General features: G+C 71.6%; 19 protein-coding genes and 6 pseudogenes. 17 read left to right on the forward strand and 8 right to left on the reverse strand.

The window, feature by feature from the left end:
* The first annotated feature begins 84 nt into the window (after nucleotides 1-84).
* A complete protein-coding gene (locus ACWDVG_RS05600; protein ID WP_451696491.1) occupies nucleotides 85-504 on the forward strand; it encodes an ATP-binding protein in 420 nt (139 codons plus the stop codon).
* A gap of 141 nt (nucleotides 505-645) precedes the next feature.
* On the opposite strand, the gene ACWDVG_RS05605 is transcribed toward ACWDVG_RS05600, so the two are convergent.
* Nucleotides 646-885, reverse strand: a complete 240-nt coding sequence (locus ACWDVG_RS05605) for a chaplin (RefSeq protein ID WP_451696493.1) — start codon at nucleotides 883-885, stop codon at nucleotides 646-648.
* 369 nt (nucleotides 886-1,254) lie between these two features.
* On the opposite strand from ACWDVG_RS05605, the gene sigK reads away from it, so the two are divergent.
* The 8 genes from sigK (at nucleotide 1,255) to ACWDVG_RS05645 (ending at nucleotide 8,935) form a co-directional block, all read left to right on the forward strand.
* On the forward strand, nucleotides 1,255-1,848 hold the full coding sequence (gene sigK / locus ACWDVG_RS05610; RefSeq protein WP_451696495.1) for an ECF RNA polymerase sigma factor SigK: 594 nt from the start codon (nucleotides 1,255-1,257) through the stop codon (nucleotides 1,846-1,848).
* Nucleotides 1,845-2,594, forward strand: a complete 750-nt coding sequence (locus ACWDVG_RS05615) for an anti-sigma factor (RefSeq protein WP_451696497.1) — start codon at nucleotides 1,845-1,847, stop codon at nucleotides 2,592-2,594. The genes sigK and ACWDVG_RS05615 overlap by 4 nt, the downstream gene beginning before the upstream one ends.
* Before the next feature lie 220 nt (nucleotides 2,595-2,814).
* Complete coding sequence (locus ACWDVG_RS05620; RefSeq protein ID WP_451696499.1) at nucleotides 2,815-4,074, forward strand: NAD(P)/FAD-dependent oxidoreductase; 1,260 nt, start codon at nucleotides 2,815-2,817, stop codon at nucleotides 4,072-4,074.
* Entirely contained in the window at nucleotides 4,068-4,838 is a 771-nt protein-coding gene (locus tag ACWDVG_RS05625) for a DUF1365 domain-containing protein (protein ID WP_451696614.1), read from the forward strand. Before ACWDVG_RS05620 ends, ACWDVG_RS05625 begins: the two co-directional genes overlap by 7 nt.
* Complete coding sequence (locus ACWDVG_RS05630; RefSeq protein ID WP_451696500.1) at nucleotides 4,835-6,172, forward strand: class I SAM-dependent methyltransferase; 1,338 nt, start codon at nucleotides 4,835-4,837, stop codon at nucleotides 6,170-6,172. Before ACWDVG_RS05625 ends, ACWDVG_RS05630 begins: the two co-directional genes overlap by 4 nt.
* Entirely contained in the window at nucleotides 6,169-7,452 is a 1,284-nt protein-coding gene (locus ACWDVG_RS05635; RefSeq protein WP_451696502.1) for a class I SAM-dependent methyltransferase, read from the forward strand. Before ACWDVG_RS05630 ends, ACWDVG_RS05635 begins: the two co-directional genes overlap by 4 nt.
* Complete coding sequence (locus tag ACWDVG_RS05640) at nucleotides 7,449-8,279, forward strand: DUF1295 domain-containing protein (protein ID WP_451696504.1); 831 nt, start codon at nucleotides 7,449-7,451, stop codon at nucleotides 8,277-8,279. Before ACWDVG_RS05635 ends, ACWDVG_RS05640 begins: the two co-directional genes overlap by 4 nt.
* Nucleotides 8,276-8,935, forward strand: coding sequence for an alpha/beta fold hydrolase (locus ACWDVG_RS05645; RefSeq protein ID WP_451696506.1), 660 nt, complete (start codon nucleotides 8,276-8,278; stop codon nucleotides 8,933-8,935). The genes ACWDVG_RS05640 and ACWDVG_RS05645 overlap by 4 nt, the downstream gene beginning before the upstream one ends.
* 233 nt (nucleotides 8,936-9,168) lie before the next feature.
* Here ACWDVG_RS05645 and ACWDVG_RS05650 read toward each other — a convergent pair.
* Nucleotides 9,169-9,744 (reverse strand): annotated as a pseudogene (locus ACWDVG_RS05650) (hypothetical protein); the annotation flags it as partial.
* 167 nt (nucleotides 9,745-9,911) lie between these two features.
* Between ACWDVG_RS05650 and ACWDVG_RS05655 the strand changes: the two are divergent.
* Nucleotides 9,912-10,363, forward strand: a pseudogene (locus ACWDVG_RS05655) (IS5 family transposase); the annotation flags it as partial.
* On the opposite strand, the gene ACWDVG_RS05660 reads toward ACWDVG_RS05655, so the two are convergent.
* On the reverse strand, nucleotides 10,347-11,012 hold the full coding sequence (locus tag ACWDVG_RS05660) for a class I SAM-dependent methyltransferase (RefSeq protein ID WP_451696508.1): 666 nt from the start codon (nucleotides 11,010-11,012) through the stop codon (nucleotides 10,347-10,349). The pseudogene ACWDVG_RS05655 and the gene ACWDVG_RS05660 overlap by 17 nt on opposite strands.
* Nucleotides 11,013-11,064: 52 nt before the next feature.
* A pseudogene (locus ACWDVG_RS05665) lies at nucleotides 11,065-12,305 on the reverse strand (IS110 family transposase).
* 281 nt (nucleotides 12,306-12,586) lie between these two features.
* On the opposite strand from ACWDVG_RS05665, the pseudogene ACWDVG_RS05670 reads away from it, so the two are divergent.
* Nucleotides 12,587-13,040: pseudogene (locus ACWDVG_RS05670) on the forward strand (transposase); the annotation flags it as partial.
* Nucleotides 13,041-13,104: 64 nt separating this feature from the next.
* On the opposite strand, the gene ACWDVG_RS05675 reads toward ACWDVG_RS05670, so the two are convergent.
* Nucleotides 13,105-13,431, reverse strand: a complete 327-nt coding sequence (locus tag ACWDVG_RS05675; RefSeq protein WP_451696509.1) for a hypothetical protein — start codon at nucleotides 13,429-13,431, stop codon at nucleotides 13,105-13,107.
* A 187-nt stretch (nucleotides 13,432-13,618) separates the two neighbouring features.
* Nucleotides 13,619-14,269 carry a hypothetical protein gene (locus ACWDVG_RS05680; protein WP_451696511.1) on the reverse strand — a complete coding sequence of 217 codons (651 nt, stop codon included), beginning with the start codon at nucleotides 14,267-14,269 and terminating at the stop codon, nucleotides 13,619-13,621.
* Between the two features lie 362 nt (nucleotides 14,270-14,631).
* Here ACWDVG_RS05680 and ACWDVG_RS05685 point away from each other — a divergent pair, with 362 nt between their 5' ends.
* From ACWDVG_RS05685 to ACWDVG_RS05705, 5 genes are all read left to right on the forward strand, one after another.
* Nucleotides 14,632-14,955 carry a rhodanese-like domain-containing protein gene (locus ACWDVG_RS05685; protein WP_451696512.1) on the forward strand — a complete coding sequence of 108 codons (324 nt, stop codon included), beginning with the start codon at nucleotides 14,632-14,634 and terminating at the stop codon, nucleotides 14,953-14,955.
* 65 nt (nucleotides 14,956-15,020) lie between these two features.
* Complete coding sequence (locus ACWDVG_RS05690; protein ID WP_451696514.1) at nucleotides 15,021-16,409, forward strand: MBL fold metallo-hydrolase; 1,389 nt, start codon at nucleotides 15,021-15,023, stop codon at nucleotides 16,407-16,409.
* A 226-nt stretch (nucleotides 16,410-16,635) separates the two neighbouring features.
* Entirely contained in the window at nucleotides 16,636-17,217 is a 582-nt protein-coding gene (locus ACWDVG_RS05695; RefSeq protein WP_451696516.1) for a rhodanese-like domain-containing protein, read from the forward strand.
* On the forward strand, nucleotides 17,214-18,083 hold the full coding sequence (locus ACWDVG_RS05700) for a sulfite exporter TauE/SafE family protein (protein ID WP_451696518.1): 870 nt from the start codon (nucleotides 17,214-17,216) through the stop codon (nucleotides 18,081-18,083). The genes ACWDVG_RS05695 and ACWDVG_RS05700 overlap by 4 nt, the downstream gene beginning before the upstream one ends.
* 69 nt (nucleotides 18,084-18,152) lie before the next feature.
* Complete coding sequence (locus ACWDVG_RS05705) at nucleotides 18,153-18,419, forward strand: metal-sensitive transcriptional regulator (protein WP_451696520.1); 267 nt, start codon at nucleotides 18,153-18,155, stop codon at nucleotides 18,417-18,419.
* A gap of 193 nt (nucleotides 18,420-18,612) precedes the next feature.
* On the opposite strand, the pseudogene ACWDVG_RS05710 reads toward ACWDVG_RS05705, so the two are convergent.
* Nucleotides 18,613-18,879, reverse strand: a pseudogene (locus ACWDVG_RS05710) (cupin domain-containing protein); the annotation flags it as partial.
* A 177-nt stretch (nucleotides 18,880-19,056) separates the two neighbouring features.
* Between ACWDVG_RS05710 and ACWDVG_RS05715 the strand changes: the two are divergent.
* A complete protein-coding gene (locus tag ACWDVG_RS05715) occupies nucleotides 19,057-19,329 on the forward strand; it encodes a hypothetical protein (protein ID WP_451696522.1) in 273 nt (90 codons plus the stop codon).
* Nucleotides 19,330-19,862: 533 nt separating this feature from the next.
* Here the strand turns inward: ACWDVG_RS05715 and ACWDVG_RS05720 are convergent.
* Nucleotides 19,863-20,559, reverse strand: a pseudogene (locus tag ACWDVG_RS05720) (IS630 family transposase); the annotation flags it as partial.
* Between the last annotated feature and the right edge of the window lie 40 nt (nucleotides 20,560-20,599).

Genomic DNA, 20,599 nt, shown 5'->3' on the forward strand with positions numbered 1-20,599 from the left:
AGGCCGGCTCCGGCATCAGCCACTGGGTCCCCGGCCCACCCGGTTCTCCGGTCACGAAGACCGCTCACTGTGCGAGGAAACTTCATGGACACCGCCATCGCTCCCCGCGGGTGTCCGGCCACGTTGCATCTGCCGCTCCTCCCGGACGAACGCGCGGCCCGCCAGGCCCGTGATGCCGCGGCTCGTCTCCTGGCACAGGAGGCCGATGTGTGTCCCCGCGAGGTTGCCGAGGATCTCGTGCTGATCGTCTCGGAGCTGGTCGGCAACGCGGTGCTCCACGCCGCCGGACCCTACGCGCTCACCCTGAGCCTGGAGCGGGGACGGGCGGGTATCGCCGTCAGCGACGGCACGACGCACCTGACCGGGGACCACCGCGACACCCGGCGCCAGGATCCGGGGGGCCGTGGACTGAAGATCGTCCGGGCGCTCGGGGCGGACCTCTTCGTCAGCCCCTCCAACCATGGCAAGCAGGTCATCGCGGTCCTTGCCTGGCAGCCCAGGTAGGAGGCGTGGGTGCCGCGGGCGGCCGTGCCGACGGCCGCCCGCGGCCGACCCGCCCGGAGCACGCTCCCTGCCGGGCGGATCACCGGTCCGCGCCACCCCGTCTTGTCGGCGGCGGACCGGAGCTCTTCTCGCGGTGCTTGATCAGGCGTTGATACAGGTGTTGCCGAAAGCCGGGTTCAGCAGCCCGATGACGCTGACGGTGTTGCCGCACGCGTTGACCGGGACGTGGACGGGAACCTGAACGAGGTTGCCCGAGCCCACTCCCGGCGAGTGGGCGGCCACTCCCTGCGCACCGGCATCGGCCGATGCCATCGACGCACCGCCGACGACCACCGCGCCGGCCGCCACTGCCACCGCCAGCACACGACGTACACGAACCATGTGAACTACCTCCCAAAGGGGTGCCTCGGCCGAGCAACCCGCGCGGCCGGCGAGGAGAGCCGGAGAACGTCGCTCCGTTCCCCTCACGCACCGTCTTCGCCGCCGCACGCCCCCCGGCTTGGCCGCCGAGCCCTGCTTCCCTCGAAGGGGTTACTCAGTGCTCGCGTGGCTGACGAAGCGCCACCCATCCCCGCGTCCGTCCGCTACGAAGAATGGACGAGACACCGACGGACCTCGGTGACGCGACCGCCCCGAGCGGCCCGGCTCGATCGAGCGACGACAAAGGACCGGCATGCGATGGACGCCCCGCCCCCCGACGGCCGGCCCAGGCCGCCCCGTCCCTTCCTCATCACGACCGGAGCGGCGCAGGTGAACCAGCCGCTTTTCTTCGGCGCCGGCCACACAGACCGCCCCGCACCCAGCGACCTCACAGAGATCATGGGCAACGTGGCGCGCGGCGACAAGCAAGCCTTCTCCACCCTCTACGACGCCCTCGCCCCCCTGGTCTTCGGCATCGTGCTCAAAGTGGTGCGCGACCGGGCGCAGTCCGAGGAAGTCGCCCAGGAGGTCATGATCGACCTGTGGCGCCAGGCTTCCCGCTACCGGCCCGAGGCCGGCGCGGTGACGGCATGGGCTGCGACGATCGCCCACCGGCGGGCCGTGGACCGGGTCCGCTCCGCCCAGGCCGCCACCGACCGCGAGCAGGCCCAGGCCTCCCGCGGGTACACCACCGCCTTCGACGAGGTCACCGAACAGGTGGAGACCCGCCTGGAGTCCGAACAGGTACGCCGGTGCCTGCGCGGCCTGACCGAACTGCAACGCCAGGCGGTGACCCTGGCCTACTACCAGGGCCTGACCTACCGTGAAGTCGCCGAAGCCCTGCGCACGCCTCTTCCCACCATCAAGACACGCATGCGCGACGGGCTCATCCGGCTCCGCGACTGCATGGGGGTGACCACATGAAACATCACGCCACCGACGCCCACACCCTCGTCGCCGCCTACGCCCTGGGCGCCCTCGACGACGCCGAACGCAAGGACTTCGACGCCCACCTCCAGACCTGTGAGACCTGCAGGCAGGAAGCCGCCGAGTTCCGGGCGACCACGGCACGTCTGGCGGCAGCCGTCGCCCAGTCACCGCCTCCGGCAATCAAGGCGCAGGTCATGGCCGCCATCGAGGGCGTACGCCAACTGCCCCCTCGCATCCCCGCCGCCGGCGTGGCGCCCACCCTCGGCAGAATCCTGCGCCGGCGGGCCGTACCCCTGGCGCTCGCCGCCAGCGTGGCCGCGGCCGCACTGGGCGGCGTCGCGGTGTGGCAGACGCAGAACGGAAACGACCTCGAACAGCAGGCCCGCCAGGCCCAGCAGCAACTCGACGCGGTCAGCGCCGTACTGGCGGCCCCGGACGCCCGCACCGCCCACGGCAAGGCCGTCAACGGAGCCCTGACCACCGTCGTCACCTCCGAGCAGCAGAACAAGGCCGTCTTCACCGCCGCCAACCTGCCCGCGCCCGGCGCCGGGAAGACCTACCAGCTGTGGCTCGACCACGACGGCACCATGCGCCCGGCCGGACTGATCGACCACGACGGCACCGTGATCCTCACCGGAAACCCTGCCGACGCCGGCGCCGTCGGCCTCACGCTCGAACCCGCCGGAGGGTCCCCCCAGCCCACCACCGACCCCTTGCTCCTGATGGCCCTTCCCGCCTGACCGGGCGCTCCGCGTCGACAGCGGTCGAGGTTCCTCGTCCCCGCCCGCCGTCACGCCGGGCGCACCTTTCGCCGGCCTCACCGGCTGAACCGGCACACCTCGCCGGCCGGACCCTCCACCCCACGGTCATCGATCACGTCCAATCCGATGGCCTGGCTGCTGCGAAGTACGGGTGAAACGCAGCAGCCGAGCGGCGTGTCGAGTGGCGGGAGCGCTTGTGGTGGCAGACCGGAAAGTGGCCGTGGTCGGCTCGGGAGTGGCCGGACTGACCGCCGCCTACGTCCTCGCGACCGCGAGTCAGGTCACCCTGTACGAGGCGGACGGACGGCTCGGCGGCCACGCCCACACCCGCGAACTCAACGTGGCCGGTGGTCGAACGGTGCCCGTCGACTCCGGGTTCATCGTGCACAACGAACGCACCTACCCCACACTGCTCCGGCTGTTCCGGGAGCTGGAGATCGGCACGCAGGACGCCGAGATGAGCATGTCGGTGCGGTGCGACGGCTGCGGACTGGAGTACGCGGGCGCCCGTGGCCCGGCGGGGCTGTTCGCCTCCCGTCCCAGCTTGCGCGGCCGCTACCTGCGACTGCTGGCGGAGGTTCCGGCCTTCCACCGAGCCGCCCGCCGCCTGCTGGCCCGCACTCCGCATCCGGGTATCACGTTCGGGGACTTCCTGCGCGACGGCGGGTTCTCCGATTACTTCGTCAGCCACTTCGCCCTCCCGCTGGTCTCCGCTGTCTGGTCCTGCCCGGCGCACACCGCCCTGTCCTACCCCGCCGCCTACCTCTTCGCCTTCCTCGACCACCACGGCCTTCTCTCCGTCACCGGCTCCCCGCAGTGGAAGACCGTCACCGGCGGCTCGTCCGCCTACGTCGACGCCGCCGCCAAACACATCCAGCGCGTCCTGACCTCCAGCCCCGTCCACACCGTCCGGCGCACCGGCCGAGGCGTACTGATCACCACCGGCGACGGAACCACGGACACGTACGACGCCGTCGTGATCGCCACGCACCCCGATCAGGCCTTGCGCATGCTCGCGGACCCCACCCCGGACGAGAAGCGACTCCTGGGTGCTTTCACCTACTCCCGCAACCCCACCGTCCTGCACACCGACACCACCGTCCTGCCCCGCTCGCCTCGCGCCCGCGCCTCCTGGAACTACCGCATGACCAGCTGCGAGCCCTCGGCCGCTCCCGTCCGCGTCAGCTACGACATGCGGCGGCTCCAACAGCTGCCCGCCGGCGCCGACTACGTCGTCACCCTCGGCGGCGAGGACGGCATCGCCGCGGACCGGGTGGTGGAGCGGATGGTGTACGAGCACCCGGTGTACACCCCGACTTCGGTCGCCGCCCAGCGGGAGCTGCCCCGACTCCACACGGGTACGACCGCGTACGCCGGGGCCTGGCACGGCTGGGGCTTCCACGAGGACGGCTGCCTCTCCGGCGTTCAGGCCGCCCGCTCCCTGGGGGTGAGCTGGTGACCACCGTCGAAGCAGTTCCCGATCTCACGGCGGCCGGCACCCCGGCCCTGTACGAGTGCGTGATCACCCACGTGCGCCGGACGCCGCTGCGCCACGCTCTGCGGCACCGCACCTACCTGTGGTGCGTGGACGTCGACCGGCTCCCGGTGCTGCCCCGGCCGCTGCGGACGCTCGCCCGCTTCGACGCCCGCGACCACTTCGCCGGCACCGCCGGGTCCCTGCGCGCCGGACTCGACGCCTTCCTCGCCGCGCACGGCGTCGACCTGGACGGCGGGCGGGTGGTGATGGTGGCGCACGCCCGGGTGTTCGGATTCGTCTTCAACCCGCTGAGCGTGTTCTGGTGCCACGACTCTTCGGGCGCACCGGTGTGCGTGGTCGCAGAGGTCCACAACACCTACGGGCAGCGCCACTGCTACCTGCTGCGCACCGACGAGGCCGGCGAGGCGGAGGTGGACAAGGAGTTCTACGTCTCGCCCTTCTTCGCGGTCGAGGGCCGCTACCGGATGAGGCTGCCGCTGCCCGGCGAGCGCCTCGGGCTGACCGTCCATCTGGAGCACGACGGCGGCCGGGCGTTCACCGCCGTCGTCCGGGGCGTCCGTCACCCCGCGACATTACCTGCCCTGCTGTCCGCGGCCGTCCGCAGGCCCTGGTCCACCGCCGCGGTCTGGGCGGGGATCCGCCGCCACGGCATCCACCTGCTGCTGCGCGGCCTGCCCGTGCACGCCCGAGTCCGTTCCACTCCGCAGAAAGGCATGCTGCCGTGACCCGCTCCGCCCTCACACCGCAGGCCCGCTCCCAGCCCGTGGGCTTCACCGCCGGGATCCCTCCCCAGCCGATCGCGAGCAGCAGGCCCGCAGCCGCGCCGACCGCCCGCCGCGCGGACGTCGACGTCGACCGGTGGCCGGACGTGGCCCGGCCGCCGTCGGCCGGACCCGCTCGTACCGCCGTCGCCCGGCACCTGGTGAGCCGCGCCCTGCACCGGCTGAGCCTCGCCGCGCCCACCGGAGGCGCCCGCGTGCACGCGGCCGGTCCGCACATGACCGTTCACGACCCGGACGCCTTCCACCGCCGGATCGGCCGGCACGGACTGATCGGCTTCGGCGAGTCGTACATGGCCGGCGAATGGGACAGCGACGACCTGGCCGGCGTGCTGACCGTCCTCGCCGGTCACGTCGACGAGCTGGTCCCCGCTCCGCTGCGCCGGCTCCGCGGCCTGTGGGTGTCCGCCCGCCCCGACGCCGACCGCAACACCCGCGACGGGGCCCGGAGCAACATCCGGCGCCACTACGACCTGTCCAACGACCTGTTCGCCACGTTCCTCGACCCCACCCTGACGTACTCCTCGGCGGTCTTCACCGCGTTCCCCGCCCGGTTCGAGTCCCTCGCCTCCGCACAGCACCGCAAGATCGACCGGCTCCTGGACCTCGCCGCCGTCGGCGAGGGCACCCGACTCCTTGAGATCGGCACCGGCTGGGGCGAACTCGCCCTGCGGGCCGCCGCCCGCGGCGCGCGGGTCACCACACTGACCCTCTCCGCCGAGCAGGCCGCCCTGGCCCGCGAGCGGATCGCCGCCGCCGGACTCGGCGACCGGGTCGACGTCCAGCTGCGCGACTACCGCGACATCGAGGGCCGCCATGACGCCGTGATCAGCGTCGAGATGATCGAAGCGGTCGGGGCCGACTACTGGCCCGACTACTTCACCGCCCTGCGCCGCGCGCTCGCCCCCGGCGGCAGGATCGCCCTCCAGGCCATCACCATGGGCCACCGGCAGATGCTGCACACCGCCGCCACCCACACCTTCATCAGCAAGTACGTCTTCCCCGGCGGGCTGATCCCCTCCCGCGAGGCCATCGCCGAGCACTCCGCCGCCGCCGGTCTGCGCACGCTCGCCGACGACGGCTTCGGCGAGCACTACGCCGAGACGCTGCGCCTGTGGCGCGAACGGTTCACCGCCCGCCGCCCCGCCGTCACCGGCCTCGGCTTCGACCCCGTCTTCCAGCGCATGTGGGAGTTCTACCTCGCCTACTCGGAAGCCGGATTCCGCTCCCGCTACCTCGACGTCCGCCAGCTCCTCCTCACCGAAGGAACCCACCGATGAGCACTGCCGACCGACTCGCCCAGCTCCTCGGCCACTTCCTCCCGGGGCCGCTCCCCGTGCGTCTGCGCGCCTGGGACGGCAGCCAGACGGGCCCCGCGGACGCGCCCCTGGTGGTTCTCCGCTCGCCCGACGCCCTGCGCCGCGTGCTGTGGCAGCCCGGCGAACTCGGGCTCGCCGAGGCGTACGTCACCGGGGACCTCGACGTCGAGGGCGACCTGGCCGACGCCCTCTCCCAGGCCGGCCGGAGCGTCCGCGACCGGCGCCCGGCACGCCCCGGGCCGGCGGGCATGGCCGCGGCCACCGCCCTCGCGGTACGCCTGGGCGTCGTCGGTCCGCCCCCGAGGCGCCCCGACGGGCGGGCACGGCTGACCGGCAGCCTGCACAGCGTCTCGCGCGACCGCGCGGGCATCAGCCACCACTACGACCTCTCCAACGACTTCTACGCCCTTCTCCTCGACGAGTCGATGGCCTACTCCTGCGCCTACTGGACCCGGCCCGACGACCCGGGTTACACCCTGGCCGACGCGCAACGCGACAAACTCGACCTGATCTGCCGCAAACTGGACCTGGGACCCGGGGACCGCCTGCTCGACGTCGGCTGCGGCTGGGGTTCCCTCACCGTCCACGCGGCCCGCGCGTACAAGGCGCGCGTCACCGCCGTCACCCTGTCCCGCGCCCAGCACGACCACGTCACCGAACGCGCCGCGCGCGAGGGGGTGGCCGATCTCGTGGACGTCCAGCTGCGGCACTGGCGGGACATCGACGGGGGCGGCTACGACGCCGCGGCCGCCGTCGAGATGGGCGAGCACGTCGGCGACGCCGAGTACCCCGCCTTCGCCGCCACGCTGCGCGACGCGCTGCGCCCCGAAGGCCGGCTCCTGATCCAGCAGATGTCCCGGGGCGCCCACGCGCCCGGAGGGGGCGCCTTCATCGAGACGTACATCGCCCCCGACATGCACATGCGCCCCGTCGGCCGGACCGTGGACGTGCTGGAGACCGCCGGACTGGAGGCCCGCTCCGTCGAAGCGCTCCGCGAGCACTACACGACCACCATCGACGCCTGGCGCGCCACCCTCGAACAGCGCTGGAGCGACTTCGAGGACCTCGTCGGAACGACCACCGCCCGCGTCTGGCGGCTCTACCTCGCCGGTGCCTCGCTCGCCTTCGCCGAGGGCCGCATGGGCGTCGACCAGATCCTCGCCGTACGGCCCACCCGCGACGGCGTGTCCGGCATGCCGGCCACCCCCGCCGCCTGGTACCACCCGGCGATGCCGGCGTGAACGGCACCGACTGGGGCGCCCTCGCCGTCAACCTCGCCGTCGCCGCGGCCACGGCTCCGGCGGTGCTCCTCGCCACCTTCGCCATCGCCGTGCGCCGCCGACTGCACCGTATCGTCGACATCGCCTGGGGCCTCGCATTCGCCGCCGTCGCCGCCGTCACCTGGCTGCTCTCCGCCGACCACGGCGACGGCGGCCGGCGCCTGGTCGTCGCCGCGGCGACAGTCGTCTGGGGGCTACGCCTGGCGGGTCACATCGCCCACCGCTCCCGCGGCCACGGCGAGGATCCCCGCTACACCGCCCTCCTCGACAAAGCACCGGGCAACCGGACCCTCTACGCGCTCCGCACCGTCTGCCTCGGCCAGGCCGCCCTCGTCTGGCTGATCTCCCTGCCCGTCCAGGCCGCCTCCTACAGCTCGGCGCCCCTGGACGCCCTCGCGTACTGCGGGGCCGCGGTCTGGGCGACCGGGCTCGCCTTCGAGGCCGTCGGGGACCACCAGCTGGCACGCTTCAAGGCGGACCCCGCCAACCGGGGACGGATCATGGATGAGGGCCTGTGGGCCTGGACCCGGCACCCCAACTACTTCGGGGACAGCCTCGTCTGGTGGGGCCTGTACCTGCTCGCCTGCACCGCGTGGCAGCCGGCCCTCGCCGTCCTCGCCTCCCCGGTCCTCATGACCCTGCTCCTCACCGTCGGCAGCGGAAAGCGCCTCCTGGAGAAACACATGGCCCACCGCCCCGGCTACGCCGCGTACGCCGCCCGCACCAGTGGCTTCCTCCCCCTGCCACCCCGCAGAACCGCTCGCGGCAAGCCGGAGAGTACGACATGAGCGGATTCGGGCGAAGCAGCGCCCTCCATGCCCTCCACCTGCCCGAGCCCCGGTTCCTGCCCGCGGCCGGCGCGGTACTGCTGCTGCACGGCGGACGTGCCGACTCCCTCGCACCCCTGCCACCCCTCAACCTGCCCGACCTGAGGATGAGGGCGTTCGCCCGGGCGCTCGGCCAGGACCCCCGCCACGCCGACGTCCTCATCGGATACGTCCGCTACCAAAGGCGCGGCTGGAACGGAGAGCGAGCCGACCCCGTGCACGACACGCGCCGGGCCCTGGCCGAACTCGCCGACACGGCAGGCCCCCTGCCCGTGGTACTGCTCGGGCACTCCATGGGCGCCCGGGCCGCGCTGCGGGCCGCCGACGATCCGCAGGTCCGCGGCGTCGTCGCCCTCGCCCCCTGGTGCCCTCCCGGCGAGCCGGTCACCCACCTTGCCCCCCGCACCGTCATCGCCCTCCACGACCCGGCCGACCCGATCACGTCCGCCACCGACACCTGGGCCTACCTTCGCCGTGCCGAGGCGGCCGGAGCCCGCGCCCGCGGCATCCGCATGCCCGGCGGCCGCCACACGATGATCCGCCGCTCACGCCTCTGGCACAGCCTCGCCGCCCGCAGTACAGCCGAAGTCCTCGGCCTGGCCTCCCCCTCCTCGTGACCGAAGGGCCTCCCTCGGCGCGCATGAGGTCGGGCGCGGCCCCGTCGGCGAGCAGGCACAGCACCGCCATCGTCACGGCCACGTGGGTGTGCGGGAGCGGAGACGAACAAGCATGGGATGGCCATGGGTGCGCTGGGCGCAATGCCCGACGGGCACAGAGCGGGCATCGAGGCGTCACCGAGGCCGTCGTTCGGGCGGAACGGCCACGGCCCTTGTGGCTGTGGCCGTTGGCGTCACCTTGTTGCTGAGGACTTCTCCTTGCTCATGGAGTCGCCGGAGTGGCCTTGGATGGTGCCGCAGCTGGCGGGGGCGGTGGCTTCCTGGGGGAGCTTGGGGTCGAGTTCGCTCTTGCCCTTGCCGAAGTCGTACGTGCCGTTGCCGTTGGGGTCGATCCCGTGTTGGACGACGTGCAGGTACGTGATGTTGTCGGCGACGGCCTGGGAGACGGCGATCGTGCGGGAGTAGGAGAGGTTGCCGTTCTTGTCCGCGACCGGCATACGGTCGACGGCCAGGCCGCTGGCCTTGGTCGTGTCTCCGTTGGTGGTCAGCGAGATGTTGATGTCCCCGTAGGGGGGCAGTCCCTCGGCGGTGGTGACGATGCCGTCGCCGTCCTTGTCGGCGCCGGCGTCGGGGCAGGTGAAGTCGTGCCCGGTGGTGGAGCCGTGGATGTGCTGCGCGTGGGGCTGGCCGGGGACCAGCCCCTGGGCGTTGATCTTCACCGTCAGTTGGCGGCCCTGCAGGGCGAGCTCAGCGTTACCGCGGGCGCCCGAGCCGTTCAGCTGCCGCAGGTCGACCTTGTAGCTCCGGCCGTGCTGCGTCTGCTGACCCGCGTCGTGGGTGTGGGCTGGAGTGCGGCTCGCCCGGGATGCGCGGCCACCCGCCGTCGGCCCGCTGAGAGGCCGGGAGGGCCGGCGCGACAGTGCGGCTGACGGCCTCAAGTCGTTTTCCGGAAAGTCGGTGGCTCGTTGCTCCGTTCGTGGTGCGTCGACATGAACTAACGGATGAGTCGTGGGGGGTGATCGCCCCGTTGCTGCGCCGGGCTGGATGGGCCGGCCCGTGCGGGACCGGCGCCAGCTGGTGAAAGGGATCCTGTGGGAGCTGTCCGGGGCTGCCTGGCGTGACCTGCCCGAGTGGTACGGGCCGCGGAAGACGGTCTGTGAACGCTTCCGGCACTGGTCCGCGGACGGCACCTGGGACCGGCTGCTGGCGCATGTCCAGCAGCATTCCGATGCCGTCGGCGAGGTCGACTGGTCGATCGTCTGCGTCGACTCGACGGCGGTTCGGGCGCATCAGCACGCGGCAGGGGCCCGAAAAAGGAGGGTCTGGGAAGGGGAGGCGCTCCGCCGGTCGCGTGGCGGGCTGACCAGCAAGACCCACCCCGCCTACGACGACCACGGCCGGCCCCTCGCCTTCACCCTGACAAGGGGTACGGCTTGCAGGCCAGGAAACTGGCGAACTTCCAGTTCCGTTCTTCGTCGGGCTCCTGCAGCAGCTGAGCGGTAACGGTGAACCCGGCCTGGTTCAGCAGCTCGGCGAGTTGGTGTGCGGGCAACCGATACGACGTGTAGGACACGGGGTGGCCGCCATGGCCGTGTGTGGGACAGCGGTGCTCACCGGTGCCTACGTGGCCGGCGACGAGGAGATGTCCGCCGGGTGCCAGGGTGCGGTGGAACTCGGCGAACACGACCGGCAGCAGCTCCGGAGGTGTGTGGTGGGTGGAGTAGTAGGCCAGGATGCCGCCGAGCGTGTCGTCCTCGATCTCCAGCGCAGTCATGGAGCCCACGGAGAAGCGCAGATCGGGATAGGCGCTTCGCGCCAGTTCGATCATCTTTGGGGACACATCGATGCCGAATGCGGGAACGCCGAGTCCGGCCATGTGCGCCGTGACTCTTCCGGGTCCGCAGCCCAGGTCCGCGACCGGCCCTCGGTCGGATGCCCGCACCAGCTCGGCGAAGGTGGTCAGCATCGAGCGAGACAGGGGGTCCAGCTCAGAGGGAGCTTTGACGAGGGCGACGTAGTCGTCGGCCACGGTGTCGTATGACTCCCGCACCGCGGCAAGGTAGGAAGGCTCAGTCACGCGGTGAATCTATACGGGTGCACTGACATGGTCGGCGGCCCGGGCTGCTGGGTCACGCTGGCGCCTGGAGGAACGATGCGAAGGTGCGTTGTGCGCCGAACGGCTGTCGGGTCTTGAGGCAGGGGTGGAGCTGGCCGAGGAAGCGGTTCAGCAAGTGCCTTTGCGCGGCGGCGTGTCGGTCTCCGTGTTCGCGTTCGCTCCCGGTAGGGCGGTGAGGCGGTGAGGCGGTGAGGGCGGCGAAGGCGCAGAGGAAGCCGGCGTTGATGCAGCGGTTGTTTTCGACGAAGCGGCGGCCGACGGAACGCTTCTTGTCGGAGGCGTTGGCGATGGGGGCGGATCCGGCGTGGAACCTCAGCGCCCGGGCATCGGCGACCCGTGCCCGGTCGTCGCCCAGCTCGGCGAGCACACGGGCGCCGAGCATGGGCCCCGGGCCCGGGAAGCTGAGCAGGATCTCACTGTCGGCGTGCTGCTGAAAAGCGGCTGTGACCGCCTGCACGAGATCGTCCGCGGCCTCGCCGGTGGCGTCCAGCTGCTTGCGCAGGGCCAGGAGCTGGTGGCCGAAGGCGTTTTCGACTGTGGGCAGTTGGTGGCCCCAGTCGGCGCGGGAGTCAGCCCGCAGCCGCTCGGCCTCCGCGTCGCAGCAGCGGAGGTGGCCACTGCGTTTGAGGGCTGCCCCCAACTGGGCGAGGGTGAGCTTCGCGGCCTTGGTCGGGGTCGGGGCCGGAGTGAGGATGACACGGGCGTCAGGCCTGGTCAGCCCAACTTTTCTGCCCTGGACGACCAGCAGAGCAGCGGGGTGGTACTCGTGCAGGAGCGAGCGCACCTGGTTGGCGACCTGCTGCCGGGTCCAGACGGCGTCCTGCCGGGCTCGGGCCAGGATCGTGGTGGCCAGGGCGAGTTCGCAGTCGGTCGGCAGAGGCCGGTGGGCAGGCACGTCGGTGCGCAGGATGTTCGCCGGCAGCAGGGCGTCGCCCGGGTCGGACTTCTCGCGGCTGACGCCGTGGCGGTCCCGGTAGCGGGCGGCGGCGAGCGGATTGATCGAGAAGACCCGACGACTACCGGTGCGCGGGCTGGCGGCCAGGAGGCCGTGGCTGGTCTCGATGGGCGCCGGTATCGGATCTTGGGCTGTCTCACCATGCTCGGCCAGGAGGTCCAGAAGCTGGTGGTAGCCGGCCGCGTCGTCGGTGCTGCGGGCCTTGGCGAGCAGAGTGCCGCCTTCGTCGACGAGGGCGACGTCGTGGTGAGCTCTGCCCAGTCGATGCCGCGGAACACAGTCAAGCTGTCCTCCCAGATCCGTCCGTTCATGCAGGTCACGAGCACATGCGGGTCACGCGGCGGCCTGATCCGAGGACTCGTTGGCCCGTCATCTCGATAGCCGTCCGCGACTCCAGCGCACTCCAGGGGCTCGATCTTTCTGCAGAGCTCGCGGGCTCGCGGATGAACGAGAGGTCGACCCCGGAGCGGGCTCGCGCCGTGACGACCAACGTCGAAGTGGGCCCCGCGAGTTTCTCGGTGATCACGGAGACGTCGGGCTGCGCCGCTCTTGACAGACCCGCAAGGGCCGGGAGACACGGAGGCATCAGCCCGGCGCCCACGTCTCCAAACATCATCTGATCGTCGACCGCCACGGCACCCCGCTCGTCGTCACGCTCATCGGCGGCAACCGCCACGTCGTCACCCGGCTCCTGCCCCCGCTGGACGCAAACCCAGCGATTCAAGGTCCGCGAGGACGTCCCCGCAGCAAGCCCCGACGCGTGTACGCCGACCGGGGTTACGACTTCGACGAGTAGCGTCGACTGCTGTGGAAACGCGGCATCGAGCCGATGATCGCCCGACACGGCGGGCCCACGGCTCCGGACCGGCCAAGGTGCGCCGGGTCGTCGAGCGGGATTTCGCTTGGCTGCACCAGTTCAAACGGCTCCGCACCCGCTCCGAACACGCGCGGATCTCCATCAGGGCCTGCTCGAGAGGGCCTGCAGCCTCGTATGCCTTCGCCGCGCCCCAGAACTGCTTCTGAAAGATCAGTAAGGGACGGCACGCCGGAGTGGGTGGCAGCGTGGCGAACTCGGTCTCCCGCTTTTGCGGACTGCCCTCAGGTGAGGTCGAAGGTGATGTTCCCGGACCCGTCCCAGCCCGGGGCCTCCGTGAGCCTGAGGGTTCCATCCCCTGCCTCGACGACGAGCACCATGATCCCGCCGCGGTGCTCACCGGGAAACGCGAGGGAGAAGTGGGGATCCATCTCCATGAGGAAGTCCCAGCCGTCGCGCTGGATGGTGTCCAGGGGGTTGGCATGCCGCCCGGTTGCCTGCCACTGGCCGACCACGTCGACAGTGACGGTGATGTCGATGTCGTACTCCCCGAGGCACGTCGCGTGATTGACCCACCATTCGAGACGGGCCCGACCCGCGAGTCGATCCATGAGCACACTATGCACGGCCCCGGACCGGCGAGTCTGTGCGGCTGACGCTCGCCGTGGCGCAGGGTGGGAGCCAGAGCCGCAGGGGCAGGCCCTTTCCCCAACCGGCGGCACTGCATGTGCCCTCGCTGTCTCCGGATCTCATGCGTTGATGGGCTCTCCCGGCCGGGAGCGCCACGGCAGTTCCGGGTCAACCGCCGCCCGAGCCGACCGAGGCAGAACCGCCAGAAGTCCAGCGGGAGTTGGGCTGCCGTTGGTTAGGCGTGCTGCGCTCGGTGAGCAGCACCACCATGACCCCCGCCGGGCCGAGCAGAGCCTCCAGCGCGGCGGTGAGCCGCTGCGGGTCGCCACCGAACGGGAGCGTGAGGCGCTCGCGGGAGCCCTGTAGGGCGAGTTCCAGCGTGAGGGTGGAGACGGCCGGCTTGTAGTCCCCCTGGTACGGCTCCACCACCGTGTGCGTCAGTCGCACCTGGCGCAGGGCCTCGACGGGCAGCCAGGCGTCCGGCCCGGCGGCTCGGACCAACCGCAGGGACGCGGGCACCCCGGCCGGCGTGCACTCCACCCGCAGGATGTCCCGGGCCCGGGACAAGGCCAGCACCAGCCAGCCGATCAGGTACTCCAGCCCGACGACGACCCCCACCACCACGAACACGGTCGACGCCCGTGCCCCGGCCAGCGCCATCCAGAAGGCGACGACCAGGGTCGGCACGCCCAAAGCGAGGGGAACGAGCAGCGCCGGGCCCGCCGATGTCAGCGCATTCCACACCTGTCCGGCGGGGCCGGCACGCAGGACCAGATCCGTCGAGTCGGGGCCCTGTCTCAGCACGGGATCGGTGGCCATGCCTCCAGCGTAGGGCCGGTCCGCGAGAAGGCATCGACCATATCCGGCCGAGGGGCACTCGCCGATGCCGACGAGCACGCCCACAGCCCTCCCGGGAACCGCGTGCCAGCGGTGGTGCTCCCTCCTCCCCGGCCGTCCCGACATCTGGCGCGGCCGTCCGGTCGACCACCGGTGACGCCTGGTCCCCGCTCCGTTCTCGTATCCGCAGATCACCGTACCCCCACGGGTATATACATCTCCCCCTTCTCGTGTGGCCTCCCCTGTGGCATGGGATACCCAGGGGGGTATTTGACTTCCCTTCGCGGCCCTGCCTACAGTCGATGACGTAAGTACCCCGGGGGGTATCCGAAAAGGTGATCTCCATGCGTGAAGTGGATCTGGACGTCTTCGCGGCCGAGCTGGCTCAGGGCGCTTTCACCATCGACGTCCGCGAGCCGGACGAGTACGCGGCGGGCCATGTGCCGGGGGTCCGCACCGCGCCTCTCTCCGAGCTCGGTGCCCATCTCGCCGCGCTGCCCGCCGACCGGCCCGTCTACGTCATCTGCGCGAGCGGCAACCGCAGCGCCTGGGCCGCCGAGCACCTGGAGACCGCCGGTTTCCACGCGGTCTCGGTCGCGGGCGGCACCTCCGGATGGGCCCGCACCGGCCGCCCGGTCGTGCGCGGCACGGACGCCCGGGCCGTCTGAGCCTCTCCCACCGCACTTCCGCGGGGCTCCGCTCCGCGCCCGATCTCTCCGTCGAAAGGTTCGCCGTGTTCTTCGCCCAGTACTACCTCGACTGCCTGTCCCAGGCGTCGTACATGATCGCCGACGAAAAGACCGGCCAGGCGGTGGTGGTCGACCCGCGCCGGGACGTCTCCGAGTACCTCGCCGACGCCCGGGCCCGTGGCCTGACCGTCGTCGGTGTGATCAACACCCACTTCCACGCGGACTTCGTCGCCGGCCACCTGGAGATGGCGGCCGAGACGGGCGCGTGGATCGGCTACGGCGCGCGTGCCGAGACGGAGTACCCGATCCGGCACCTGGCCGAGGGCGAGCGGATCTCGCTCGGTGACGTCACCCTGCAGATCATGGAGACTCCCGGGCACACCCCGGAGTCGATCAGCGTCCTGGTGTACGAGCACCCCGACGACGAGGTTCCGTACGGGGTGCTGACCGGCGACGCCCTGTTCATCGGCGACGTCGGCCGCCCCGACCTGCTTGCCTCGGTAGGTGTCACAGCCGAGGAGCTGGGCGCCATGCTCCACGACAGCGTCCAGAACAAGCTCATGGGCCTGCCGGACGAGGTCCGCGTCTTCCCCGCCCACGGCGCGGGCTCCGCCTGCGGCAAGAACCTGTCCACCGAGAAGTCCTCCACCATCGGCGAACAGCGGACGACCAACTACGCCTGCGCCCCGATGAGCCGGGAGGAGTTCGTGGCCCTCGTCGCGGCGGGGCAGTCCACCGCGCCCGGCTACTTCGCCTACGACGCCGACCTCAACCGCAAGGACCGCACCCTGTACGACGCCACCGTCGCGGCCCGGCCGCTGACGCTCGCCGAGTTCACCGAACTGCGCGACGGGGGAGCGGTCGTGGTCGACGCGCGCGAGCCGCAGGAGTTCGCTGCCGGGCACCTGCGCGGCGCGGTGAACGTGCCGGCCGATGGGCGGTTCGCCGAGCAGGCGGGCACCGTCCTCGATGCCGCCGGCGAGCTGGTGATCATGGCCGCGCAGAACCGGGAGGAGGAAGTCGTCACCCGTCTCGCCCGCATCGGCTTCGACCGGGTCGCGGGCTACGTCCGCAACCCCGAGGACGCGCTTCGCGTGCTGGCCGACGAGGTCGTCCCGGCCAGCCGCCTCACCGCCGCGCACCTCAAGGCCGCCCTGGCCGGGGAGAATCCGCCGCTCGTGGTGGACGTGCGCACCTGCGGCGAGCGCGAGGCGAACGGCTTCATCCCCGAGGCCCTGCACATCCCGCTCAGCGAGCTGCCCGCCCGTACCGGCGAACTGCCCGCCGACCGGCCTCTCGTCCTGCACTGCGCGGGCGGCCACCGGTCCTCCATCGCGGCCAGCCTGCTGCGCCACCGTGGCTTCGAGGACGTCTCCGACATCCTCGGCGGCTGGGCCGCCTGGGCCCTCGCGGCCGAGACCGCCAGAGGCTGACCGCACCGGATCGGTGGTCGGGCACGAGCCCGGGACCCTTCCCGCCGCGCACAGCCGGCCCGTGGAGGAGCCGGGGGCCGCACTGCCCCCCCCGCCCCTCTTCCCGTCGTGGGCGGGGCCGCACTGCCCCGCCCACGACGGCCGCCTTTCTTCTCTGATACCTGGGTCGCCGCCATGACCCACAGCCCCCTGCGTACCCCCTCGCACAGACCTTCCGGAGTTTTGAATGAGCACCGAGCACACCGCCCAGTCGATCACCCCCGCTGTCTTGCACCGCCTCATCCAGGAGGACCGGGCGCCGCGCCTGCTCGACGTGCGCACCCCGGGCGAGTTCCGCACCGTCCACATCCCCGGCGCGTACAACGTCCCGCTGCACACCCTGCGCGAGCACCGCGCGGAGCTCCTGTCCCACCTGGACGAGGACGTCGTGCTCGTCTGCCGCTCCGGCCAGCGGGCCCGCGAGGCGGAACAGGCCCTCGCCCAGGCCGGCCTGCCGAACCTCCGTGTCCTGGAAGGCGGCATGAACGCATGGGAGGCGGCGGGCGCCCCCGTCAAGCGGGCCCCCGAGCGGTGGGACATGGAGCGCCAGGTCCGCCTCGTCGCCGGCTCCATCGTCCTGACCACCGGACTTGCCGGCATCCTGATCCCGGGCGTCCATCTCATCGGCACCGCCGTCGGCGCCGGCCTGACCTACGCCGCCCTCAGCAACTCCTGCGCCATGGGCGTCCTGCTCTCCAAGCTCCCCTACAACCGCGGCCCGCGCACCGACCTCCGCACCGTCATCTCGGAGCTGCGGAGCGCGTCGTGACCGCCCTCATCGTCGCGGCCTCCCTGCTCATCGGCGTCAGCCTCGGCATCCTCGGCGGCGGCGGGTCCATCCTCACCGTCCCGATCCTGGTCTACCTCGCCGGACAGGACACCAAGGAGGCCATCGCCACCTCGCTGTTCGTCGTCGGCGTCACCAGCCTCGCCGCCCTGGTGCCGCACGCCCGCGCCCACCGGGTGCGGTGGCGGACTGGATTGATCTTCGGCGCCTTCAGCATGGCGGGCGCGTACGGCGGCGGACGGCTCGCCGAGTACATCCCCGGCACGGTCCTGCTCGTCGCGTTCGCGCTGATGATGCTCGCCACCGCCTTTGCCATGCTCCGGAAGCCGCGCAACGGCGCGAAGAGGGCGGCCCGGCCCGCCCACCGCGACCTGCCGCTGAAGCACATCGCCGTCGAGGGCCTGGCCGTCGGCGCCGTGACCGGCCTGGTCGGTTCCGGCGGCGGGTTCCTCGTCGTCCCCGCCCTCGCCATCCTTGGCGGACTGCCCATGGGTATCGCGGTCGGCACCTCGCTCCTCGTCATCGCGATGAAGTCCTTCGCCGGACTCGCCGGACATCTCTCCGGAGTGTCCATCGACTGGGGCGTCGCCCTGACGGTGACCGTGGTGGCGGTCGTGGGCAGCCTGATCGGCGCCCGCCTCGCCGGACGCATCCCGCAGGACGCGCTGCGCAAGGTCTTCGGCTGGTTCGTCGTGGTGATGGGCGTCTTCGTCCTCGCCCAGCAGCTCGACCCCGGCCTGTGGACCCACCCCGCCACCTGGGCGGTGCTCGGCGCGGCCGGGACGGCGGCGGTGGCGGGCTGCGCGGTGCGGCGGACACGGCACCGGGCCGTCACAGCCCGGGAGTGACCGGTACCGGACGATTTAATACCCGTAGGGGTATTCTGGAATTCAGGGGGAGACGAGAGGAGGACGGCCGTGCAGGTCGACGAGGAAGCGATGACGCCGGTGCTCAACCGCCTGCGGCGCGCCCAGGGGCAGCTGGCCGGAGTCATCTCCATGGTGGAGTCGGGCCGCGACTGCAAGGACGTGGTGACCCAGCTGGCCGCCGTCTCCCGGGCCCTGGACCGGGCCGGGTTCAAGATCGTGGCGAGCGGGATGCGCCAGTGCCTGGCCGACGACTCCCCGGACGCCCCTCCCATGTCGGAGGCCGAGCTGGAGAAGCTCTTCCTCACCCTCGCGTGACCCTCCCTCCCGTCCAGCCGGACGAAGAGGCCGGTCGTTCGGGGCGAGCCGGAGCCCGGTCCGCCCCGAACGACCGGCGTGGTGGGAAGACAGTCCAAGCTGCCTGGTCCCAGTCGCCGTACAGGTTCACGGCCCTGGTGCGGACCCCAACGCGGTGGGCCGGGAGCGGCGCACTCCTCGGCGCCTGGATGTCCGTGCCGCGGTAGGTGTGGGTGGTGTCGGCGTCGAAGGTGGCGGTCTGTCCAGCGGCCACGGAGTACTCGGTGCCGTCGACGACGAGGACCATCTCGCCGGCGGTGACGCTGACGGTTTCGGTCACGCCTGCCTGGTGGGGGTGGCTGGGGTATTCCTCGCCGGGTTCCAGGGTCCAGCGCCAGACCTCGGTGGCGGCCGGGCCGCCGGTGGTCAGCATGAGCCGGGCCTCGCTGCCGCGCTCGCCCTTCCACGGGGGCATGACGGCGCCAAGGCGCCGCGGAGCGGGATCGCGAGCGAACACACGACCAGGCCTCCGGGCCCCGGCGGCCGCACATCGACCTGACGACCTGGAAACGTCCCGCCGAGACTGCAGACACCAGCACCGGGCGTGTGGTGGTGGCTTCATCGGCGGCTGTTGCCAAGGACGGGATCGTTCATCCTGGTGGTTGAGAGCTCGTGTCAGCTGCCGGTTCGCCGCGCGTGCCGCTTCGAGTTCGGCCTCCCGTTCCTCCATCTGCCGGGCAAGTTCGGCGTTGCGCTGTTCGAGGTGCGTGATGGTGGTCTTCAGCTCGGCGACATCGGCGCCGGCTCCCAGCCCGGATTCGGCCCACGCCTCTTCGCCGAGACGTCTGGACAAGACCTCCTCCAACTGCGTGACCCGGGCGGCCAGGCGGGCCGCACGCGCGTTGGCGTTGGCGAGGTCGGCTCGCAGTGACGCCGTGCTGACATCGGCGCTTCCGGGTGATGCGGCTGAGCGGCTGGTGGTATGGAGGTGGCCCAGAAGGTCGCGGTGGCGTAAAGGAAGGTGCGGTCGACACCTGCTGCACGGGCGATGGCGGAGGTGGTCAGAGGGGGTGCCGTCGCGGATCGCGGTCGTGATGGCGTCCTGCAAGCGGGGCCGTCGTCGTTCTGTGCCGGCATGACGGCCGGCGCGCATCGGGGTGGTCACGTCGGGTTCCTTGCCGGTCGGACATCGGGCAGGGGCTGGCGTACGCGGGGCATGCCGAGGTGGACGGTGCGATTGCGGCGTACGAGGGTGACGGCCTGCTCATCTGGGCGCGGTCCTCGGGGGTGAGGTCGTCGAGGTCGGTGCGGACGCGTTCGATCAGGCGGCGCACGCGGTGGATCTCTTCCTCGGAGGGCATGGCCTGGGTACGGGCCCACTCATCGGCTTCGAAGGCGGACATGGGGCGTTCGCGGCTGCGGAGCAGGTCGGCGAGGTGGGCCTGGAGGTCGGGGAGGTAGGAGACGTCGGTGGAGGGAGCCGATGACCTTGCCGGTGGCGACCTCGAGGGCGGCGAAGAGAGTGGTGGTGCCGGCCCGGACGTGGTCGTGGCTGCGGCGTTCGGGAACCCCGGGCATCATCGGCCGGACCGGCTGGGACCGGTCCAGGGCCTGGATCTGCGACTTCTCGTCCACGCAGAGGACGAGCGCCTTCTCCGGCGGGTCGAGGTAGAGGCCGACGACGTCACGGACCTTGTCGATGAACAGCGGGTCGGTGGACAGAGGTCTGCGACCGGTGCGGGGCCAGGGCGAACGCCCGCCAGATCCGCGAGACGGTCGACTGCGACATGCCCGTCGCCGCCGCCATCGACCTGGTCGACCAGTGGGTGGCGTTCTTCGGTGTCTCCTCGAGCGTCTTGACGATGACCCGCTCGACGTCGGCGTCGGTGATCTTCCGGGGGACACCGGGCCGCGGGTCGTCGCACAGACCTTCCAGGCCCCGCTCGATGAAGCGGCGCCGCCAGGTGCGGACCGTGTCCGGAGCGATCCGCAGCCGGCGGGCCACCTCCATGATCGAGTGGCCCTCGGCGCACTCCAGCACGATCCGCGACCTCTGAGCCAGAGCCTGAGCCGTCGTCCGGCGACGTAACCAGCCCTCCAGCACCACCCGCTGGGCATCACTGGCCGACAACGGCGGAATCTTCGGACCCGGACGACTCATGCCCAACTAACGACTCAGGTCACCAGCGATGAGACGGCCG

This window comes from Streptomyces sp. NPDC003327, assembly GCF_053589515.1.